Origin of the sequence: Pantoea sp. EA-12 (assembly GCF_030053355.1) — a bacterium.
In the GTDB taxonomy this organism is placed as follows: domain Bacteria; phylum Pseudomonadota; class Gammaproteobacteria; order Enterobacterales; family Enterobacteriaceae; genus Pantoea; species Pantoea vagans_C.
The window spans coordinates 16,434-37,578 of sequence record NZ_JASGBY010000005.1 but is presented as its reverse complement, the minus strand read 5'-3'; the positions used below and the strand labels follow the sequence as shown (position 1 = coordinate 37,578).

Annotated in this window: 17 protein-coding genes; 15 read left to right on the top strand and 2 right to left on the bottom strand. The window is 55.9% G+C overall.

Going from position 1 to position 21,145, the window contains the following annotated elements; translation table 11 throughout:
- The first annotated feature begins 117 nt into the window (after nucleotides 1–117).
- On the top strand, nucleotides 118–1,281 hold the full coding sequence (locus QMZ30_RS09205) for an MFS transporter (RefSeq protein WP_039329020.1): 1,164 nt from the start codon (nucleotides 118–120) through the stop codon (nucleotides 1,279–1,281).
- Here the strand turns inward: QMZ30_RS09205 and QMZ30_RS09200 are convergent.
- Nucleotides 1,278–2,198: a LysR family transcriptional regulator gene (locus QMZ30_RS09200; RefSeq protein ID WP_058969902.1), complete on the bottom strand. Its 921-nt coding sequence runs from the start codon at nucleotides 2,196–2,198 to the stop codon at nucleotides 1,278–1,280. The two genes, QMZ30_RS09205 and QMZ30_RS09200, sit on opposite strands and share 4 nt — an antisense overlap.
- A 109-nt stretch (nucleotides 2,199–2,307) precedes the next feature.
- On the opposite strand from QMZ30_RS09200, the gene lysA reads away from it, so the two are divergent.
- The gene (lysA, locus tag QMZ30_RS09195; RefSeq protein WP_283227131.1) at nucleotides 2,308–3,561 is read left to right on the top strand and encodes a diaminopimelate decarboxylase; all 1,254 of its coding nucleotides are present in this window, start codon (nucleotides 2,308–2,310) and stop codon (nucleotides 3,559–3,561) included.
- Nucleotides 3,558–4,013 carry a GNAT family N-acetyltransferase gene (locus QMZ30_RS09190; protein ID WP_502921470.1) on the top strand — a complete coding sequence of 152 codons (456 nt, stop codon included), beginning with the start codon at nucleotides 3,558–3,560 and terminating at the stop codon, nucleotides 4,011–4,013. The genes lysA and QMZ30_RS09190 overlap by 4 nt, the downstream gene beginning before the upstream one ends.
- A 102-nt stretch (nucleotides 4,014–4,115) precedes the next feature.
- Here QMZ30_RS09190 and galR read toward each other — a convergent pair whose 3' ends face one another.
- Nucleotides 4,116–5,117 (bottom strand): HTH-type transcriptional regulator GalR, encoded by a 1,002-nt coding sequence (gene galR / locus QMZ30_RS09185; protein WP_283227130.1) that lies wholly within the window; start codon nucleotides 5,115–5,117, stop codon nucleotides 4,116–4,118.
- A 195-nt stretch (nucleotides 5,118–5,312) separates the two neighbouring features.
- Here galR and QMZ30_RS09180 point away from each other — a divergent pair, with 195 nt between their 5' ends.
- The 12 genes from QMZ30_RS09180 to QMZ30_RS09125 all read left to right on the top strand — a co-directional run bounded on the left by QMZ30_RS09180 (nucleotide 5,313) and on the right by QMZ30_RS09125 (nucleotide 21,118).
- Nucleotides 5,313–7,574, top strand: a complete 2,262-nt coding sequence (locus QMZ30_RS09180) for a molybdopterin-dependent oxidoreductase (RefSeq protein WP_283227129.1) — start codon at nucleotides 5,313–5,315, stop codon at nucleotides 7,572–7,574.
- 286 nt (nucleotides 7,575–7,860) lie between these two features.
- A complete protein-coding gene (locus QMZ30_RS09175) occupies nucleotides 7,861–9,591 on the top strand; it encodes a penicillin-binding transpeptidase domain-containing protein (RefSeq protein ID WP_283227128.1) in 1,731 nt (576 codons plus the stop codon).
- Between the two features lie 554 nt (nucleotides 9,592–10,145).
- Complete coding sequence (locus QMZ30_RS09170) at nucleotides 10,146–11,033, top strand: polysaccharide deacetylase family protein (RefSeq protein ID WP_283227127.1); 888 nt, start codon at nucleotides 10,146–10,148, stop codon at nucleotides 11,031–11,033.
- A 44-nt stretch (nucleotides 11,034–11,077) separates the two neighbouring features.
- The gene (locus tag QMZ30_RS09165) at nucleotides 11,078–11,479 is read left to right on the top strand and encodes a nuclear transport factor 2 family protein (RefSeq protein WP_283227126.1); all 402 of its coding nucleotides are present in this window, start codon (nucleotides 11,078–11,080) and stop codon (nucleotides 11,477–11,479) included.
- A 100-nt stretch (nucleotides 11,480–11,579) separates the two neighbouring features.
- A complete protein-coding gene (locus QMZ30_RS09160) occupies nucleotides 11,580–13,163 on the top strand; it encodes an ABC transporter substrate-binding protein (protein ID WP_283227316.1) in 1,584 nt (527 codons plus the stop codon).
- A gap of 59 nt (nucleotides 13,164–13,222) precedes the next feature.
- On the top strand, nucleotides 13,223–14,185 hold the full coding sequence (locus QMZ30_RS09155) for an ABC transporter permease (RefSeq protein ID WP_283227125.1): 963 nt from the start codon (nucleotides 13,223–13,225) through the stop codon (nucleotides 14,183–14,185).
- A 64-nt stretch (nucleotides 14,186–14,249) separates the two neighbouring features.
- Nucleotides 14,250–15,227 (top strand): ABC transporter permease, encoded by a 978-nt coding sequence (locus QMZ30_RS09150; protein ID WP_283227124.1) that lies wholly within the window; start codon nucleotides 14,250–14,252, stop codon nucleotides 15,225–15,227.
- A 5-nt stretch (nucleotides 15,228–15,232) separates the two neighbouring features.
- Nucleotides 15,233–16,207: an ABC transporter ATP-binding protein gene (locus QMZ30_RS09145; RefSeq protein ID WP_283227123.1), complete on the top strand. Its 975-nt coding sequence runs from the start codon at nucleotides 15,233–15,235 to the stop codon at nucleotides 16,205–16,207.
- Nucleotides 16,204–17,211 (top strand): ABC transporter ATP-binding protein, encoded by a 1,008-nt coding sequence (locus QMZ30_RS09140; protein ID WP_283227122.1) that lies wholly within the window; start codon nucleotides 16,204–16,206, stop codon nucleotides 17,209–17,211. The genes QMZ30_RS09145 and QMZ30_RS09140 overlap by 4 nt, the downstream gene beginning before the upstream one ends.
- Nucleotides 17,208–18,425, top strand: a complete 1,218-nt coding sequence (locus QMZ30_RS09135; protein ID WP_283227121.1) for an amidohydrolase — start codon at nucleotides 17,208–17,210, stop codon at nucleotides 18,423–18,425. The genes QMZ30_RS09140 and QMZ30_RS09135 overlap by 4 nt, the downstream gene beginning before the upstream one ends.
- Complete coding sequence (locus tag QMZ30_RS09130; protein WP_283227120.1) at nucleotides 18,425–19,900, top strand: chlorohydrolase family protein; 1,476 nt, start codon at nucleotides 18,425–18,427, stop codon at nucleotides 19,898–19,900. The genes QMZ30_RS09135 and QMZ30_RS09130 overlap by 1 nt, the downstream gene beginning before the upstream one ends.
- On the top strand, nucleotides 19,901–21,118 hold the full coding sequence (locus QMZ30_RS09125; RefSeq protein WP_283227119.1) for an amidohydrolase: 1,218 nt from the start codon (nucleotides 19,901–19,903) through the stop codon (nucleotides 21,116–21,118).
- Nucleotides 21,119–21,145: the final 27 nt, after the last annotated feature.

Sequence of the window (21,145 nt, the reverse complement as noted above, 5' to 3'; positions counted from 1 at the left end):
GCCAAGGCTGTGCTTTAATCGGAATGTGACGCAGTTCAAATATTATTAAGCGTCAGCTGTAACCGTCCTGCATTCGCAGTGCGGCCCGCCTGCATAATTATTTTAGGAGAGAGTGTTATGCCTGTTGCATTACTGGCGCTGGCGCTGAGTGCGTTCGCCATCGGCACCACGGAGTTCGTCATTATGGGATTACTGCCGGAAGTGGCGGGTGATCTGCAGGTGTCGATTCCTTCAGCAGGATGGCTGATCAGCGGGTACGCGCTGGGTGTGGCCATCGGTGCACCGATCATGGCGCTGTTGACCGCCAAACTGCCGCGTAAACGCACGCTCATTCTGCTGATGATCATCTTCATCATCGGTAACGTACTCTGTGCTCTGGCTTACACCTACAACCTGTTAATGCTGGCGCGCGTGGTGACTGCACTCTGCCATGGAGCCTTCTTCGGTATCGGTTCGGTGGTGGCGGCGAGCCTGGTGGCACCCAGCCGTCAGGCCTCTGCGGTGGCGCTGATGTTCACCGGCCTAACCCTGGCAAACGTGCTGGGCGTGCCGCTTGGTACCTGGTTTGGTCAACTGTTCGGCTGGCGCGCCACCTTCTGGGGCGTCGCGATTATCGGCATCCTCGCCTTTATCGCCTTGATCGTCAGTCTCCCGACCAATAAAGAAGAAAAACCAGTACACCTGGCGAGTGAAGTGAGTGCCCTCGCCAACGGTAAACTGTGGCTTTCATTGCTGATGACGGTGTTCTTCGCGGCTGCGATGTTTGCCCTGTTCAGCTACATTGCGCCGCTGTTGTTGCAGGTGACGGGGATTACCGATCGTGGCGTCAGCTGGACGCTGTTCCTGATTGGTGCGGGCTTAACCGTGGGCAATATTCTGGGCGGTAAACTGGCCGACTGGAAAGTCTCCTTCAGCCTGATCCTGAGCTTTGTGCTGATCGCCGTCTTCTCGCTGCTGTTCAGCTGGACCAGCCATGCACTGTGGCTGGCAGAAATCACCCTGTTCCTGTGGGCGATGGCGACTTTTGCCACCGTGCCAGGTTTGCAGATTAACGTGGTGCGCCACGGTAAAGAGGCACCGAACCTGGTCTCTACTCTGAACATCTCGGCGTTCAACGTCGGGAACGCGCTGGGAGCCTGGGTCGGTGGTGCGGTGATTGATAAAGGTTATGGCCTGACCGCCGTGCCAGTGGCGGCTGCGGCGCTGGCGGTGGTTGGATTGGTCATCTGTCTGATCACCTTCCGCAAGTCGGGCGGGCAGGGCGAAGCGGTACGTGCTTAAACCAGACGATCGGCAATGCGTTGAGTAAAGGTGGCCACCTGCTGCTGCAGGTGGTCGCAGAAGTGATCAACCAACGCTGATGCGGGACGATGTTGCGGCCGCACCAGGCTGACGGTAAACGGCACGGCAACGCTGAAACGACGCATCACTACTCCGCTGTCGGCGTAATCCAGCGCCGTCAGCGGGTTCACAATCGAAATCCCCACTCCCGCCCGCACCATGGCGCACACCGACGCGGCACTGTGCGTCTCCAACACTAAACGTCGCTCAACCTCTTGCTCATGAAACAGCGAATCCAGTAGCTGACGATAGCTGTCACTGCGCGACAGGCTGACGTAATTTTCTCCGTGGAAATCCTGTGGCGTCAGGACGTCACGCTGGCACAACGGATGCTGCGGCGGCAACACGCACACTTCATCGCAGGTCAGCAGCGGCAGGCGCTCGGTGCCTGCAGGCGCGTGTTGGGTTTCGGTCAGGCCGAGATCGTAGCGCTGCGCTGACAGCCACTCTTCCAGCAGCGGTGACTCCTGCGGAATGATGTTCAAACTCACCTGTGGATAGCGTTGCAGGAAAGGTTGCAGCAGCGGTGGCAGCAGTGACTGGGAAAACACGGGCAGACAAGCAATCGACAGTTCGCCCTGACGAAACTGGCGCAGCCCTTCCGCCGCATCCATGATGCGGTCCAGTCCATACCACGAACGCTGCACCTCTTCGTATAGCCGTAAGCCTTGTACCGTCGGCTGTAAACGCCCACGCACTCGCTCAAACAGCTGCAATCCCAACTGTTGTTCCAGCCTTGCCAGCTCGCGGCTGACCGTGGGCTGCGAGGTATGCAGCAGCGTAGCCGCCTGAGTCAGGTTGCCGCTGGTCATCACCGCATGGAAAATTTCGATATGTCGCCAGTTAATTTTTGCCATCTGTTCCTCCGCAGACCCATATCATATTTGTATAGATGTCGCTAAAACAGATATTTTTCTGAATTGATACGCTGTGGCTAAATAGTCGCAAAGACACAGGAGAATTGAGATGCCACGTCCACTGAACAACACTGAAACGGCGCTGACCGCCGCCAACTTACTGCCGCTGGCCCAGCGTTACGCAGGTCCCTTCTGGGCTTACGATGCCGCGATTATCCAGCAGCGTATCGCGCAGCTCAGCGCTTTTGACGTGGTGCGTTTTGCGCAGAAAGCCTGCTCCAACATCCATATTCTGCGTTTGATGCGTGCTGCAGGTGTGAAGGTCGATTCGGTTTCGCTGGGTGAAATTGAGCGCGCGCTGGCTGCTGGTTTCCAGCCGGGTGGCGAGGATATCGTTTTCACCGCAGACGTACTGGATCAGCCGACGCTGGCACGTATCGCCGAACTGAAAGTGCCGGTCAATGCCGGATCGGTGGATATGTTGCATCAACTCGGGGCGGTGTCAGCGGGTCACAAAGTGTGGCTGCGTATCAATCCGGGCTTTGGTCACGGCCACAGCCAGAAAACCAACACCGGCGGTGAGAACAGCAAGCACGGCATCTGGCACAGCGATCTGCCGCTGGCGCTAGCCGCGATTCAGCAGCACGGCTTGAAATTAGTTGGCCTGCATATGCATATCGGTTCCGGCGTGGATTACGGCCACTTGCAGCAGGTGTGTGACGCGATGGTGGATCAGGTGGTGGCTTTTGGTCAGGACCTGGAAGCGATCTCTGCTGGTGGTGGGTTATCGATTCCTTATCGTTTCGGCGAAGAAGCCATTGATACGCAGCACTATTTCGGTTTGTGGAACGGTGCGCGCGAACGTATTGCGGCGCATTTGGGCCATCCGGTGAAACTGGAAATCGAACCCGGCCGTTTCCTGGTCGCAGAGTCAGGTGTGCTGGTGTCACAGGTGCGTGCGGTGAAAGAGATGGGCAGTCGCCACTTTGTGCTGGTGGATGCGGGCTTCAGCGATTTGATGCGTCCGTCGATGTACGGCAGCTATCATCACATTTCCGTGCTGCCAACTGATGGTCGTGCGCTGAGTGATGCGACGGTAGATTCGGTAGTGGCGGGGCCGCTGTGTGAATCGGGTGATGTGTTTACCCAGTTGGAAGGCGGCAAAGTCGAGACACGCGCATTGCCTGCTACCAAAGTGGGAGATTACCTGGTGTTCCACGATACCGGCGCGTACGGGGCATCCATGTCATCTAACTACAACAGCCGCCCGTTGATCCCGGAAGTGCTGTTTGAGAATGGCGTACCGCGTGAAATCCGTCGTGCGCAGACCATTCAGGAGCTGCTGGCGCTGGAGCTGATGTGATCAAGATTGTCGCGCTCAGCGAGGTGCCACATCACGCCAGTCACATCACCGATTGGCTGTGGCAGGCGTTTGGCGAAGGGACCTCGCGCGAGTTTTATCACAGCATTGTGCGTAGTAGCCTGAACGGTGCCGAGTATCCGGTGACCTTTGTGGCACTGGATGGGGATGTGCCTTTGGGCACGGTGGGGTTCTGGCGCTGCGATTTGATCAGCCGTCAGGATCTTTACCCTTGGGCTGCCGCGCTCTATGTCGATGAACATGCGCGCGGTCAGGGATTGAGTGAAGCACTGCAGCAGCATGTGATTGATTTTGCCCGCCAGCGTGGGCATGAGAAGTTATGGCTGTGGTCAACTTTTGGCGGCTACTACGAGCGCTTTGGCTGGGATTATCAGTGTGACGCGCTGGAGTTCCCGGACGTGCGGGTGAAGGTGTATTCGCAGAATTTAGCGTAGAGCGGTAGCGGCGCGATTTATCTCGCGTAGTTGCGTTCATGCCGCTGCAGAAAGATGCGCAATAAATTGCGCCGCTACGGATGGTGCGGCGCTTTTATCTCTTCAACCCGGCCCGCTCACCGAATGTCGTCTCACCAGCGTCGGGCTAAACATATTGGTCACTTCCGGCATTGCTGTGCCGTTGGCTAAAGCCAGCGCCAACTGCGCTGCCTGCTGCGCCATGGTGACAATTGGATAGCGCACCGTGGTCAAACGCGGCCGCACATAGCGTGACACCAGCACATCATCGAAACCAATCAACGACATCTCTTCCGGCACGCGCACGCCGTTGTCGCTCAGTACCGCCAACGCGCCTGCCGCCATCGAATCGTTGTAACAGGCCACGGCGGTAAATTGTTTACCGCGACCTAACAACTCGGTCATCGCCTGCTCGCCGCCAACTTCATCCGGTTCACCCCAGGCCACTAAGCGATCGTTAGACGCCAAACCATGCTCTTTCAGTGCATCGTAATAGCCTTGCAGCCGATCTTCGGAGTCCGAAATCGGGTGGGTGGAGCAGATAAAGGCGATCTGTGAGTGGCCTTGCTGAATCAGATGACGTGTCGCCAGCCAGGCGCCGTAACGGTCATCAAGTGCGATACAGCGTGATTCAAAGCCTTTCAATAAACGGTTCAGCAGCACCATGCCTGGCACCTGCTTCATCAATACTTCTAAATCCGCATCAGGGATTTTCTTGGCGTGTACCACCAAAGCATCGCAGCGGTGGCGCATTAGCTGTTCAATCGCCTGGCGCTCTTTTTGTTCGTTGTGGTAACCGTTACCAATCAGCAGGAAGTTGCCAGTGGCTCCTGCCACTTCATCCACCGCTTTCACCATCGCGCCAAAAAAGGGATCGGAAACGTCACCCACCACCAACCCCAGGGTTTCGGTGGACTGCTGCGCCAGGGCGCGTGCGTTGGCGTTCGGGTGATACTGCAACTGCTCCATTGCCTGAGTCACGGCGAGGCGTGAACTCTCGCTGGCTTTGGGCGAATTATTGATGACGCGGGAAACGGTCGCGACCGACACCCCCGCCATGCGGGCAACATCCTTAATGGTAGCCATGCGGTTACTTGCATCCGGGAAAACGTTTACACATGCCAACAGTGTTACGGAAAACAGTACCTGTAGCAACCCGCGAGAATGCCAGCGCTGTCGCAAAAGCGCGGAAATTAAGGGGATTCAGCCAGGCTTTAGCCCGTCCGCACCCTCATGTTATGCTGCCACTATTATTCACACCTGCCTGCCGGACCCAAAACCATGAAATCACGCGTGCCACACCTGGCGCACTGGGGCGCTTTTACTGCTGTCACCAAAAACGATCGCCTCATTGGCTGCGAACCTTTCTTTGCCGATGCCGATCCTTCGCCGATGCTCAATACCATCCCAGAGCTGGTTTATTCGGATAAACGTATTCGTCAGCCGATGGTGCGCCGTTCGTGGCTCAAATCGCGTGAAAACAGTGACCGTACACTGCGCGGGCGGGAAGATTTTGTGGCGGTGGATTGGGACACCGCGCTGGATCTGGTGGCAGAAGAGAACCGCCGCGTGCGCGATCGCTATGGTGCCTCCGGCATTTTCAACGGCTCGTACGGTTGGTCTTCCGCCGGGCGCGTTAACCACGCCCGTACCCTGATTCGTCGTTTCTATTTCCAGGGCGGCGGTGGGGTTGACCAGCAGGGCAACTACAGCTGGGGGGCCGCGCAGTTCTTCCTGCCCTATGTGATCGGTACATACATGCCGCTCACCGGCCGCGTGACAGACTGGCCTGACGTGGTGGAACACGCCGAAATCTTTATCGCTTTTGGTGGGCTGGCGTTGAAAAATGCCCAAGTCGCGTCCGGCGGAGCAGGGCAACACAGCCTGAAACCGGCGCTTGAACAGCTCACCGCCAAGGGCACGCCGATTATCAACATCAGCCCGATGCGTGATGACTGCCCAACTTTCGTTAATGCAGAGTGGATCCCGATTCGCCCTAACACCGACGTGGCACTGATGCTGGCGCTCGGTTATGAGATCACTCGTCGCCAGGCGGTGGATGAAAGCTTCCTCGCCAGCCACTGCACCGGTTGGCCGCAGCTGCGCGCTTACCTGCTGGGCGAAAGCGATGGCATCGCCAAAACCCCTGCATGGGCCAGCGATATCACCGGCATTCCGGCGGCACGTATTGCGTTGCTGGCGCAGCAGCTGATCGGTAAACGCAGCTTTATTACCTGCTCCTATTCAGTACAGCGCGCCCACCGTGGCGAGCAGCCGTACTGGATGATGATTGCGCTCTCCTCGATGCTCGGTCAGCCTGGTTTGCCAGGCGGCGGTTTCTCCTTTGGTCACGGCTCGATGAACAGCGTCGGCAATCCGCGTCAGGAAGGGCCGGCGCCAATGATGAGCACCGGACCCAATCCGGGCAATCACTCGATTCCGGTGGCGCGTATCAGCGACATGCTACTCAATCCGGGCCAGCCTTACCGCTTCCAGGGTGAGACTTTGCACTATCCGGATATCCATCTGGTGCACTGGGCGGGGGGCAATCCGTTCCATCATCATCAGCAGCTCAACCGCTTAGTCGAAGGCTGGCAGCGCCCGGATACCGTCATCGTGCAGGACATCGTCTGGACGCCAGCGGCGCAGATGGCCGATATCGTGCTGCCCGCCACCACCACGCTGGAGCGTAACGACATTGGCGGTTCATCGCGTGACCGCTTCGTGTTTGCCATGCATCAGGCGATCAAACCTCAGCATCAGGCGCGTAATGACTTCGACATCTTTGCCGATATCGCCGATCGCCTCGGCTATCGCGATGTCTTCACCGAAGGGCGCAATGAGATGCAGTGGATTGAGCACCTGTATCAGCAGTGCGCCGTGGCGCATGCGCGTAAAGACATCCACTTCCCGGAGTTTGGTGAGTTTTGGCAGCGTGGCTTTGTCGAGATCCCGGAAGGCGGCAAGCCCTACGTATTTATGGACGATTTCCGCGCTAACCCGACTCAACACCCGATTCAAACCGCCAGCGGCAAAATTGAGTTGTTCTGCCAGACCATTGCCGACTATCAACTGGATGATTTTGCTGGGCATCCCGAGTGGCGTGAGCCGCAGGAGTGGCTGGGCGCGCCCTTGAGTGAGGAATTCCCGCTGCATATGATCTCCATCCAGCCGTCGGATCGCCTGCACAGCCAGATGGATGCCACCGCCACAGTGCAGGCCAATAAAACCGCCGGACGCGAAACGTTGTATATGCATCCGCAGGATGCGCGTGCGCGGGATATTGCCGATGGTGATGAGATTGAAGTCACCAATACACGAGGACGCATGCTGGCCGGCGTACGTATTACCGACGGCTTAACCCCTGGCGTGGTGATCATCGCCACCGGTGCCTGGTTCGATCCCGGCTTTGGCCGCGCATGGCAGCCATGGGATCGCGCAGGCAACCCGAATGTGCTGACGCTGGACATCGGCACCTCTTCATTGACGCAGGGACCTAACGCCATGAGTTGCCTGGTGCAAATCAAAAAACATTTGATGTGAATGGTGCGCTAACAATCTCACTGCTGGTTACATTTTGCGGGTAACTGTTGCGTTTGAGAGATGGTCTCCTCATCAGCCACCTTGCTAAAGTCAGGGTCCCAGAGGTATTGATGGGTGAACATCAAAAAGTTTTCTTGATTACACCGACCTGCGCAGATGCGCAGGTTTTTTTTGCCCGCACGTTTCGCTAACGAACTGAAACACAGTTTTCCTGTTATCACTCTCAAGCTTTCTTTATAACTGCAGATAACAAGCTTAGATTCACCCTTTTTCGCAGCGGAATGCTATGCCCCCGATTAAAAAATTTCTGGGAAAAGACCAGATAAAAGCCCCATTTAACCCTTTTCGCTTTCGCCTGATTTGTCTGGGTGTCCTTGGCTGCATGGTGCTGCTACTGATTTTCGTCGGTGACCTGCAGCTGATTAAACATCCGATGCTGGAGCATGAAGCCGATCAGCGCTCGCTACGTACTGTCACGCTGCCGACGAACCGCGGCACCTTACTGGATCGTGATGGGCAGGCGCTGGCACTGAGCGTACCCGCGCGCGATATCATTGCCGACCCAATGCGTGTGTTAGAAGCCAACCCTGATTTCACCAGCGCCAAATGGGCCTATCTGGCGGCCGCACTCAGTATGCGACCGGAAGAGATCCGCGAACAAATCACCGCCAACCCGAAAAAGCGCTTCCTCTATCTGGGGCGCAAGATTGAGCTGGGTATTGCCAAAGACATCGCTGAACTGCACCTGAAAGGGATCAGCTCAGTGTACAACGACAGTCGCTTCTACCCGATGAGTGAAGCGGCAGCGCCGTTAATCGGTATCGTGGGTGCTGACAGCAACGGTCTGAACGGACTGGAAAAAGGCTTTGATCACGTGTTGCAGGGGGAACCCGGCAAAGAGGTTTATCGTCAGGATGGCGATGGCCATATTATTTCGATGATCGACTACGATCCGCCTAAGCAGCCGCCCACGGTGCAGCTGAGTATCGATAAATTTGACCAGTTCACGCTCTACAGCAAACTGCGCGATGGCGTGCTGTTGAACAAAGCTGACTCCGGTGCGGCGGTGTTGATCAAAATCGATACCGGAGAAATTTTAGGGATGGCGTCATACCCGTCGTTCAACCCTAACAACTACGAAAACGCCACGCCTGCGCAGATGCGCAACACGGCGATCAATGACAGCTATGAACCAGGTTCCACGGTGAAACCGCTGGTGGTGCTGGAGGGACTGGAGCGCCACTTAATTCGTCCGGACTCGGTGCTGGATACCTCGCCTTATACGGTTAACGGCCATTTGATTCGTGACGTGGGCCATTGGCCTCGCCTCACCGTCACCGGCATCCTGCAGAAATCGAGTGATACCGGAGCGTCCCATATTGCGTTAGCGATGCCCGCCGATGCGCTGGTCAACACCTATCAGGCATTTGGTTTGGGTAAACCGACTGGATTAGGGCTGACTGGCGAAAGCGTGGGCTATTTCCCCGCCCATCGTCAACGCTGGGCCGATATCGAACGCGCAACCTTTGCCTTTGGCTACGGATTGCGTGTAACGCCGCTGCAAATCGCACGTGAGTACGCCACGCTGGGCAGTTATGGCATCTATCGTCCGCTCTCGATTACCAAAGTGACGCCACCGGTGGTGGGCACGCAGGTGGCGAATCCGGTAACGGCGGAAATTGTTGTTCACATGATGGAGAGTGACGTGCTGCCCGGCGGTTCAGGATTGCGTGCTAACGTGCCGGGCTATCGTCTGGCGACCAAAACCGGTACCGCTGAGAAGATGGGGCCGAGTGGCAAATATGATGGCGGCTATGTGAACTACACCGCAGGCGTGGCACCTGCGAGTCATCCGGAGGTGGCGCTGGTGGTGATCGTCAACCATCCTACTGCGGGTGACCACTTCGGGGGAACCGTGGCAGCACCGATCTTCGGCAATATTATGGGGCCGGTGCTGAAGCATATGAACATCGCACCCGATGCGATTTACAACAAGCCACCTTCGGATAAATCTTAGTAAAATCAGGATGTAACTGCACAGTCGTGCTTTTCACACCTCGTTGCATTTCGCCGAACTCGGTTGCGATTTGCGGCTGTTCTCTTTCACTGCTTTCGGCGACGATGGAAGTCCCAGAGGTATTGATGGGTGTGAAGAGCGGCTGCTGCGGCAGCGATACCTGTCTTCAGGTATTCACCCTGTTCTGTTGCACCGACCCACGCAGATGCGTGGGTTTTTTTTGCCTTAAAATTGCCCTTTGCTCAAGCACGCGACGACGTCCTGGAATTGCCATGCAACAGTGCAAGGTCTGCGCTAAAAATGCGCGATGTGCACAAAATTACAGCAGTATCCGCCATCACAGCGCTTAAATTCGTATTGAACAACAGGAATGGATGCCCGTGGGCGCGCCAAGGCACGCCCCTTCCTGTTCGCCGTATTGCCTGTCAGGACGGCCCTTATGTCGCCCGTTTGCAAACAGATAAAAAAATACCAAGCCATATTGCTAGCAATTTAGCTAGTTTGGCATGTCACTTGCTTTATCTCCTGAAGACGCCACTTTTCAGGAGCAAGAAATGTCCATGCCACAACCGATGTGGGAGATTGCCAGCCATCAACGCTATCGCTACAGCGCGATCGATGAAGCCCCATTAACGACTTGGCCGCAGGGCAAATCGCTGGCGTTATATGTCGCGATGAATCTGGAACACTTCTCTTTTGGCTGCCCAGAAGGCGCTCGCCTGTCACAGGCAGCGAATCAACTCGATATTCTTAATTACAGCTGGCGTGATTATGGCAATCGGGTGGGCGGATGGTATCTGGCCGATATGTTTGAGGAATTAGCGATTCCCCCTGCCGTTATCGCCAATACCTCCATCATCGATTACTGCCCGGCACTGCTGAAACGCTGGATGGATCTTCCGGGAAGTGAGCTGATTGCCCACGGGCATACCAATTCACAGCGCCAGGGGGATCTCAGTCAACAAGACGAAAGTGCATTGATCGCCTATTGCCAGACGCGTCTCACTGAATGGCAGGGAAAACCGGTCTCAGGCTGGCTGTCACCGTGGATTTCTGAGAGTCAGCACACGCCAGATCTCTTGCGCCAAAACGGGTTCAGTTACTCGCTGAACTGGGCACATGACGATCGTCCCGTCCCAATGGAAACACAACATGGCGCGCTGTTGTCCGTGCCCTATCCACAGGAGATCAATGATATTCCCACCATTATTCCTAATGGTGCAGATATCGAGACGTTCTGCCGCATGATTGAAGGGCAATTTGCAGAATTAAAAAGACGTTCCCAGCAACGACCGCAGGTGATGGGCATCGCTCTACATCCTTACATCGTCGGGCAACCGTTCCGCCTGCACGTGCTGCGCCAGACGCTAAATAAACTTCTTCATCAATGTGATGACGTCTGGCTGACCACGCCGGGTGAAATCGCGTCGTATTCACGGTAGGCGACCCATTACGGGCGCTGCTTTTCATAACAGGGGACACCACCATGTCGTCAGCGTTACAAGCTGTTCAGGTTGTTAAAGCGTTTCTTGAAGCATCAATGGCGCCCGATCCGGTGCGCGCCGCAAAACTGATGTCGGAATCCGTTCGCATTACCTTCACCGGCAAGCGGGTGATGGCCACGGTTCATGGCGTGACCGAGTTTAATGCCAGCCGCTATCGCTGGGTGAAAAAGCAGTTGGGTGATTTCGACTGGATGGAAAAAAGCCCAGGTCACGTCGTGGTCTATTGCACCGGCACCTTATACGGGGAGTGGCCCGATGGCCGCCACTTCAGCGGTAACCGCTATCTTGACCGCTATGAAGTGATTGATGGACAGATCGTCAAAATGGATGTCTGGAACGACAGCGCGGAATGGATTCTGACACCAGAACTTAACGAAGCGTAATTCACGTATTTAATCGACTTCAGGCTTAGCTACTCAGCATTGGCACGATTCTGGCTAGATTTGCTAGCAATATTTTTAGCATTACATTCGGGAGTAAATGATGAAGCAATTAATCTTGTCGTTGTTTATTGCAGGTGCCTTAGGATGTTCAGTACCTTCGGCCATGGCAGAAAATGTCGTGCGTTGGGCAACGGATGCCGATATTCCAACTCTTGACCCGGATGCCTATGCCTCCACTAAAGCACTGACCTTCCAGAATCATATTTATGAGTCGCTGGTGCAACGCGATAACGATCTGAAAATCGTGCCGTGGCTGGCAACCAGCTGGAAGCAAATCGACGATACCACCTTGCGTTTTACCCTGCGGCAGGGGGTGAAATTCCATAATGGTGATGAGTTGACCGCAGATGATGTGGTGGCATCGATTGCCCGCGTCACCGACCCTGCTTCGGGTATTCGCGCCAACGCCTCCACCATTAAAGACGCTGTTGCCGTTGACAAGTATACGGTCGATGTCCATCTGGTGAAAAAGACCGGCATTGCGATTAATGAGCTGACCGGCGTGATGATCATGGATAAGAAGTGGCTTAGCGAGCACAACGCGCTCAAGCCCACCGACATCAGCCAGGGTACCGAAGGGTACGCGACCAACAACACCAACGGTACTGGACCCTTTATGTTAGAAAGCCGTCAGCGCGACACGCAGATGGTTCTGGTGCGCAATCCACACTGGTGGAACACCACTACCGGCGGCAACATTGACCGTATCATCTTTAAACCCATCGCTTCCGATGCTACGCGCCTCTCTGGGCTACTGGCCGGTGAATACGATTTAGTGACATCCGTACCCTTGCAGGATATTCAGCGCCTGCAAAGCAATCCGGCGGTGGTGATGCAGGTGAGCCCCTCACTGCGCGTTGACTACTTGACGCTCAACATGCGTGACACCCTTAACGCCAGCAACAGCAAGCCCGGCAACCCGCTGAAAGATATTCGCGTGCGTCAGGCGCTTTACATGGCGATCAATCGTGATGCTATCACACAGAAAGTGATGCGTGGGCTGACCAAACCGACCAATAACTATCTTGCCCCGGATATTCCAGGCTATGACGCCAGCGCGGGCGTGGAGATGAAATATGACCCAACTAAAGCCAAAGCACTGCTGGCCGAAGCGGGTTATCCCGATGGCTTCAATCTCAAGTTTGATTGCCCAGAAGGGACCTATATCAATGCGGCGCAATGGTGCCAGGCGGTGCAAAGTTACTGGTCGAAGATTGGCGTGAAAGCGGCGTTGAACGTGCACCCAGCCAGTGTCTACGACCCGATTATTGTCAATGGACGTACCGATGTCGGCGTGCTGGGTTGGGCTAACTTACCGATCATGGACCCCTACAGCGTTGCGGTGCAATTACTGCACACCAGCGACGGTAAAAACCTCGGTACGTTCAACATCCCGCGCTACAGCAACCCAGCCAGTGATGCACTGATTGATGCGTCAGTGGGCGAGTTGGATAACGCCAAGCGCATTGCCATGCTCAGCAAAGCGGTGGGGATGGCCAACAAAGACCTGCCATACCTCCCTATGCACTTTGAACCGACAGTCTGGGCGATGAGTAAGAAACTCACGCTCAAACAGACTCCAGATAACGTGCAGCGCCTGTGGTACGGCACCGTTAGTCAGTAACGTTAGATAGGTGGCGACGCTGTCGCCATCACCAACCCGATGACGTCAGGGGGGTATTCATGGTCTTTCTACTACGCAAACTGCTTCAGGCCGCGATGTTGCTCGCGGGTGTTGCGCTGCTCTCATTTATTTTGTTCCAGTATCTCGGCGATCCCGTCGCCAACATGCTGCCGGAAAGTGCCACGCAAGCCGAACGCCTGGCGCTGCGCACCAGTCTTGGACTGAACGATCCGGTGGTGGTGCAGTTTATGCACTACCTCAACCGCCTGGCGCACGGCAATTTCGGCATCTCCTATTACAACCAGGTCTCGGTGTTTAGCCTGATCATGGAACGTCTCCCTGCCACGTTAGAGTTGGTGTTCGTCTCGGTGGTGATGGCCATGGCGCTGGGTTTTCCGTTGGGCGTGTGGTCTGCCATCAGCCGGAACCGGGTGTTGAAAGAGGGGGTACAAATTCTCTCTCTGATTGGCGTCTCCCTGCCATGGTTCCTCACCGGGATCATCCTGATAATTGTTTTTTCCGTCTGGCTTGGCTGGTTCCCATCAAGCGGGCGCGGTGAGGTGGTGAAGCTGGGCTTTTGGAGTACAGGGCTACTCACCGTATCAGGCTGGAAATCGATTGTATTGCCTTCGCTGTCACTGGGGTTGTCAATGGTGACCATCATCATGCGTTTGGTGCGCACGGAGATGCTGGAAGTGATGCAGTCCGAATACGTTAAGTTTGCGCGTGCGCGCGGCATCGTTAATCGCAGCATCTGGTTCCGACACGCGTTGCGCAATGCATTGCTACCGGTGGTGACGGTGATTGGATTGCAAATTGGCGGACTTATCGCCTTTGCGATTGTCATTGAGACGGTATTTCAGTGGCCAGGTATGGGGCTGTTGCTCATTCAATCGATTAACTTCGTCGATGTGCCGGTACTGGCGGGCTACCTGCTGTTCACTGCGTTAATTTTCATCATAATCAATACGTTAGTTGACGTGCTTTACTATCTGATCGATCCCCGTATGCGAGCGCAATAAAGGCGGCTTCACGTCCACCTGGCATTCCTGTGACGTAACGCAAGACGCCTGAAGAGGAGGCTTTATGATTCACGATGACATTCCCCGCAGCGAACCGCCGCAGGCTACCCGCCGTCAGCGGATCTGGCAGCGGTGGAAAGCGTTTAACGACAGCGATCTCGTCTGGCTGTTTTGGCGCAGCAAAAGCACCGTGGTGGCATTTACGTGCTGTGTATTGATCCTGTTTTGCTCGCTGACCAGTCACTGGATTGCGCCGCACAATGTGTTTGATACCACCACCTTTGACTTGATGGACTCGGAGCTACCGCCCGCCTGGATGAGCGGCGGTGATGCACGCTTCCTGTTTGGTACCGACGTGCAAGGCCGCGATGTGCTGTCGTTAATGCTGTATGGCCTGAATATCTCCTTGGTTATCGGCATCAGTAGCGTAGTGATTTCAGTCGCACTGGGTGTGGCGTTGGGCGTCCTGAGTGGCTACTTTGGCGGCCTGGTGGACACCCTGATTATGCGCTTCGCCGATGCGATGCTCAGTGTGCCGACCATCATGTTCACCTTACTGGTGAGCGGTGTGGCACGTGTCGCCATTCCCAAAGACTGGATTGGGCACTTTGCGCCGGTGATTTTGATTGGTGCGATTGCACTCACGGGTTGGATGCAATATGCACGCACCGTACGCGGGCTCACGTTACTTGAAAAAGGGCGGGAATATGTCATGGCTTCCCGCATCAGTGGTGCAAGCCATCTGCACATCATGTTGGCGCACATCGTCCCTAACGTGATGCGACCAGTGCTGGTAATGGCCACCTTGCATCTGGGGGTAGCGATCCTCACGGAAGCCACGCTCTCTTTCCTCGGCGTGGGCATGCCACCTGACCAGCCTTCACTGGGCACACTGATCAACGAAGGCAATCAATACCTCTTCTCCGGCCAGTGGTGGATTGTGGTGTTCCCCGCCACGCTGCTGGTGATCCTCTCCCTTTCGTTTAATTTACTCGGAGATTGGCTGACTGATGTGCTCAATCCCAAACTGCGTCAGGAGTAAGCCACATGAATGAACCGTTATTACTGGATGTGCGCGGACTTAGCATTGAGTTCCTGCATCGGAAGGGCAATTTGCAGGCGATCCATGATCTGTCGCTGCACATGAAACCGGGTGAAATTCTCGGCATGGTGGGGGAATCGGGTGCCGGTAAATCCCTTACTGGTGCGGCAATCAGCGGTTTACTGCAATCGCCGGGCCGCGTTAAGCAGGGGGAGATCTGGTTCAAAGGCCAGCGTATCGACAATTTGGATGAGGAGCAGCGCCGGGGGCTGCGCGGAAAAGCCATCAGCTGTATTTTTCAGGACCCGCTGACCAGTCTGAACCCGGTGTTGACTATTGGCCAGCAATTAACAGAAACCATCCGCACGCATTTGCCCCTCTCTGCGGGTGACGCGCATGCGCGTGCGGTGGCGTTATTGACGGAAGTCGGGCTGAACAGCCCGGAACAACGCATGGAGCAGTTTCCGCACCAGCTGTCGGGCGGCATGCGACAGCGTGTGGTCATAGCCCTGGCGCTGTGTGTTGATCCCCAACTGGTGATTGCAGACGAACCCACCACCGCGCTGGACGTTTCAGTGCAGGCGCAGGTGCTACGACTGATAAAGCGGCTGTGCCAACAGCATGGCACAGCGGTGATGCTGATTACCCATGATATGGGCGTTGTTGCGGAAGTGTGTTCACGTGTTGCGGTGCTTTACGCGGGGCGGATTGTGGAAACCGGTCCGGTTGAGCAGGTTATCCGCGCGCCGCGTCATCCCTACACCAGAGGGCTGATCGGTTCCATTCCGTCGTTAAAAGAGCGCCATGAGTATCTGACTCAGATTGACGGTGCCATGCCGCGTCTTAATCAGTTACCGATTGGCTGTGCATTCCATCCTCGTTGTCCCAATGTGACGGCGCAATGTCGCAGCCAGCAGCCACCGATGAATCCGCGCGGCAGTGCGGCAATAGCCTGCTTTAATCCAGCTGGAGAGCCATGATGAGTGAAATGTTAACGCCACCCGACATTTTGCATGTGCGTGATTTGCATATCCGTTTCCATCTCGGGCGGGAGAAACGCACGTCGTTGCTGCGCCGAGGGGCGATGCGCACTCTGCATGCGGTAAGAGGGATTAATCTTGATATTCGGCAGGGTGAAACATTCAGTATTGTCGGTGAGTCCGGCTGCGGGAAATCCACCATCGCACGGGCACTGGCCGGGTTATATACACCAACGGCAGGCAGTATTCACTTTGCCTGGCAGGATGCGGCGCAACCTGGCGCAGCTACACAGCAGGGCGCCCAAATGATTTTTCAGGATCCCTACGCCAGCTTAAATCCTCGCTGGCGGGTGGGTCGCTCACTGGCTGAACCGCTGGTTCTCAGCAAAAAAGTGGGTAACACGCGGCAGGCGCGAGAGTATTGCGGTCAATTACTGGAACAGGTTGGGCTGTCGGCTGGCGATCTTGACCGCTATCCCCATGAGTTTTCGGGGGGGCAACGCCAGCGTATCTCGATTGCTCGCGCACTGGCAACGCAGCCGGGTTTCTTAATCTGTGATGAACCGACATCAGCGCTGGATGTGTCTGTGCAAGCGCAGGTGCTGAACCTGATGCGTAATCTGCAAAAGGCACATGGACTTACGACCCTGTTTATTAGCCACAACATGGCCGTTATTGCTCACGTGTCCGATCGCATCGGCGTGATGTATCTCGGTCGCATTGTCGAACAGGGCACGGTTGAGGAGATTTTTTCCCGCCCCAGCCATCCCTACACGCGGTTGCTGATTGCAGCCATTCCACAATTTGATCAACCCGGAAACGAGCGTGAGCCGATTGTGGGTGAAGCGCCCAGTCCGATGAACCCTCCGGCTGGCTGTGCCTTTGCTGCGCGCTGCCCACACTCACAAACGGTGTGCTGCAGCACCGAACCGCCGCTGCACCGTTTTAGTCACAGTCATCAAATTGAGTGTCATTTCCCCGAAAGAGTAAGGGCTGCGATATGAAAGCGTGTTTAGCATCATCAGCAATTCAACCGGTATTGCTGCAACAGGTTCAGCCGTTTAATGAGACACAGCCAATCGATGTGCTGCTGGTTGATGGCGCCATTGCCGCCAAAGGCGCACAGCTGGCCGTCCCCGATCACGCCATGAAACTGGATGCGCGAGGGTATCAATTGTTTCCCGGTTTGGTGGATGGGCACGCGCATCTGGATAAAAGCCTGCTGGGGCGTGATTGGTACGTCAACGATGTGCCACGTAATCTCAGCGACATCATCGCCAATGAGCGCCGCTATCGTCGCGAGCAGCGGCCCGATGCGCAACTGCAATCAGAGCGCGTGACGCGCCGTTGTATAGCCAGCGGCACCTCTTTTATTCGCACCCACGTCGATATCGATAACGAAATTGGTTTAGCAAATCTGGAGGGGGTGTTGGAAACCCGTCGACGTTTGGCGGGTAAAGTGGACATTGAAGTCGTGGCATTTCCGCAGAGCGGCATTCTGCAAAACCCCGGCACGGCGGAACTGCTGGATCAGGCGCTTTATCTGGGGGCTGATTTGATTGGCGGCCTCGATCCTTGCTCCTTTGACCGCGATCCAGTGACGCATCTGACGATTATTTTCGACCTCGCCGTTAAGCACGGGAAGAAGTTGGATATTCACCTGCACGAAAGGGGAGAGTTAGGTGCCTTCAGTCTGGAACTGCTGCTGAGTTTTACCCGTCGCTATCAGATGCAAGATCGCGTCACGCTCAGCCATGGTTTCTGTCTCGGCATGGTCGATGCGGAGCGGCAGCAGCAGTTTGCTGAGCAAATGGCTGAGCTGGGGATCTCTATGGCGACCACGGCACCTTCCGATGTCGAAGTGCCACCCTGGGCACTGCTTGATCGTTACGGAGTGGCACTCTGTGCCGGTAATGATGGTATTCGCGACACGTGGAACCCTTACAGCAGTGGCGACATGGTGCAACGCGCGTTGATGCTGGGGCAGCGCTATCGCTGGCGCAAGGACCAGGAAATTGCCCTGGCAGCGAAAACCATCACCTATGGTGGGGCTGAGGTAATGGCAGTGGAACACTATGGCCTCAGCGTAGGGGACCGGGCAGACGTGGTGCTGATACCAGGCCGCAACATGGTCGAGGCTTTGGTTGAGATGCCGCGCGATCGCAAGGTCTTCAAAGCGGGCCAGTTGATTGCCGAAAACGGGGAGTGCCTGTTCTGATGAGTGATAAAGTCATTCGATTGCGCGCGGCCTGGGTGGTGGGATACCAGGCGGGTGATCACTGTCTGTATGCCAATGGTGAAGTGGTGTATCAAGGCGATCGTATTCTGTTCGTTGGCCATGACTATTCTGGTGCAGTGGATGAGGATAATCACCTCGGTAACAGTGTGCTGGCTCCCGGGTTTATCGATCTTGATGCGTTAGGCGATCTTGATACCACGGTACTGGCGTTTGACAATCAGCCGGGCTGGAAAACCGGCCGGATTGTGGCGCAGGACTGGCAACGCCGCGATCTCTATTCACGCGAACAGCTCAATTTCGCTAAACACTATGCCTATGGCCAGTTACTGCTCAATGGCATTACCAGTTTTGCTCCCATCACCTCAATTCTGTACCGCGCATGGGCGGAAGAGGTGGACGAATACCTCTATGCTGCGGATGTGGTTGAGGAACTGGGCGCGCGCGCGTGGCTCGGTCCGGCATTTATGGCGGGCTATTATGCCAGCGATACGCTGGGCCAGTTCCACTACATCAACAATCGCGATCGTGCTCGTCAGGGACTGGAGGACGCCGTGCGCTTTTATGAGCGTCTCAATGCACGCGGTGTACCGCGTCTTAGCGGCATGCTGGCACCGGACCGTATTGAGGGGGGCGATGACGCCTGGCTACACGAACTCGGTGCGGTGGTGAAGAGTCTGAGTTGCCCAACGCGCCTGCACTGTTGTCAGAGCGAACTGGAAGTACGCGAGATTGCGCGTCGTTATCAGGGGCGCACCTCACTTGAGGTATTGGCGCAATATGGTTTGCTCAATGCGCAGATGTTGCTGCCGCATGGACAGTTTCTTGGCGGTGTTGCTGGCGATGTCAGCGAAGATATTGCGCGTCTGGCTGACTCAGGTGCAACACTGGTTGCCTGTCCGCTGGTTTCGGGCCGGCATGGAAAATACCTTGAGCACTATAAGTCGATTCGTGCGGCAGGCATCAACCTGGCGCTGGGCACCGATACCTGGCCATCTGACATGTTCACTAATATGCAGATGGGGGTAGTGCTGACGCGTGTGGTGACGGGGGATGTGCAAGCTGCCAGTGCAGCAGATTATTACCGTATGGCCACGCTCGGTGGCGCTAAGGCCTTGGGGCGAGAGGATTTAGGTCGTCTCGCTCCGGGTTGTCAGGCGGATATGATCGTCATTTCACTGGATCAACCCGCTTTAGGTCAGATCTTCGATCCTATTACGGCGTTAGTGCTGAATGGCAACGGGCGTGATGTGCAAACCGTGATTGTGGCGGGTAAAACCGTGGTGCGCGATCGTGAGTTGGTGAACAGTCGCTATAGTGTGGCGGAGTTGCACCAGCAGTCGCAGCAGGTGTTCAACCACATTATCTCGACCTATCCCGAGCGCACGGTGGGACATCCGCCCGTCAGCGAAATAGTGAAGCCTGCATTTAATATTGTGACGCGTGAGGAACCCTAAATGCATCAGACCTTTTTACTCACCAATGTACGGCTGGAGTGTGGTTTTACTTGGCAAAATGACCACGTTCAGGGTACGGAATGTGAACTTTTTACCCTCGAAATCGCCGCAGGTCGCATTGTAGCGCGTCACCCGAATACCCACCGCGACACGACATTACCCCATGTGGATGCCGGCGGTATGCTGATGCTGCCAGCCACACGTGATATGCACATTCACCTCGACAAAACATTCTACGGCGGGCCGTGGCGTGCCGCGCGGCCGAACAATGAACAGAACATCGAGGCGATGATCGCACTGGAGCAGCAGTTGCTTCCTACGCTGTTGCCGCACTCCGTCACGCGTGCACAGCAGCTGGTGGCGCTTTTGCAGCAGCATGGCACCACCCGAATCCGTAGCCACTGTAATATCGAACCCACCAGCGGTCTGCGCAGTCTGGAACATTTGCTGCGGGCGCTGGAGTCGCTGCCGGTAACCTGTGACATCGTTGCGTTCCCACAGCATGGCTTATTGCGTCCCGGTGTCGTTCCCTTGATGCGTGAAGCCATGCAGCTGGGTTGCCAATGGGTTGGCGGGCTCGATCCCACGCGTGTTGATGGTGCGATGGAGGCGTCGCTGGATCAGATGCTGGATATTGCATTGGAGGCGGGAAGTGGCGTGGATATGCATTTGCATGAAGGGGCCGAGAGTGGCGTCGCGGCGATTAACTACCTGCTTGATGCGCTGGAACAGGAGCCGCGCCTGCACCAGCGCCTCACACTGAGTCATGCCTATTGCCTCGCGCAGATTAACCCAGCCACGCTGGCGGGATTAGCAGAGCGTATGGCTGCGCTTGGCGTTAGCGTGGCCTCCTGTTTACCGCTTGGAAAAGACACGATGCCGTTACCCGTGCTACAGCAGTATGGGGTGCAATTGATGACCGGCACTGACAGTGTGATTGATCACTGGTCGCCCTTTGGTTCCGGCAGCATGTTACAAAAAGCCAACCTGTGGGCGCAGTTGTACACCCGTGGCAGTGAGTTGGAGCTTAATCGCGCGCTGGGTATTGCGACGGGCGGCATTTTGCCGCTTAGCGCAGAAGGACAGCAGGTGTGGCCTGCCTCTGGCGATGAGGCTGATTTTATCTTGATCTCTGCCAGCTGTTCCGCTGAAGTGGTGGCTCGGTTGCCTGCGGTGGCAGTGGTTTACCATCAGGGAAGCGAGGTCTACCGCGCCTGAATGTTGTATAGTGCGCTTTATTCGAGC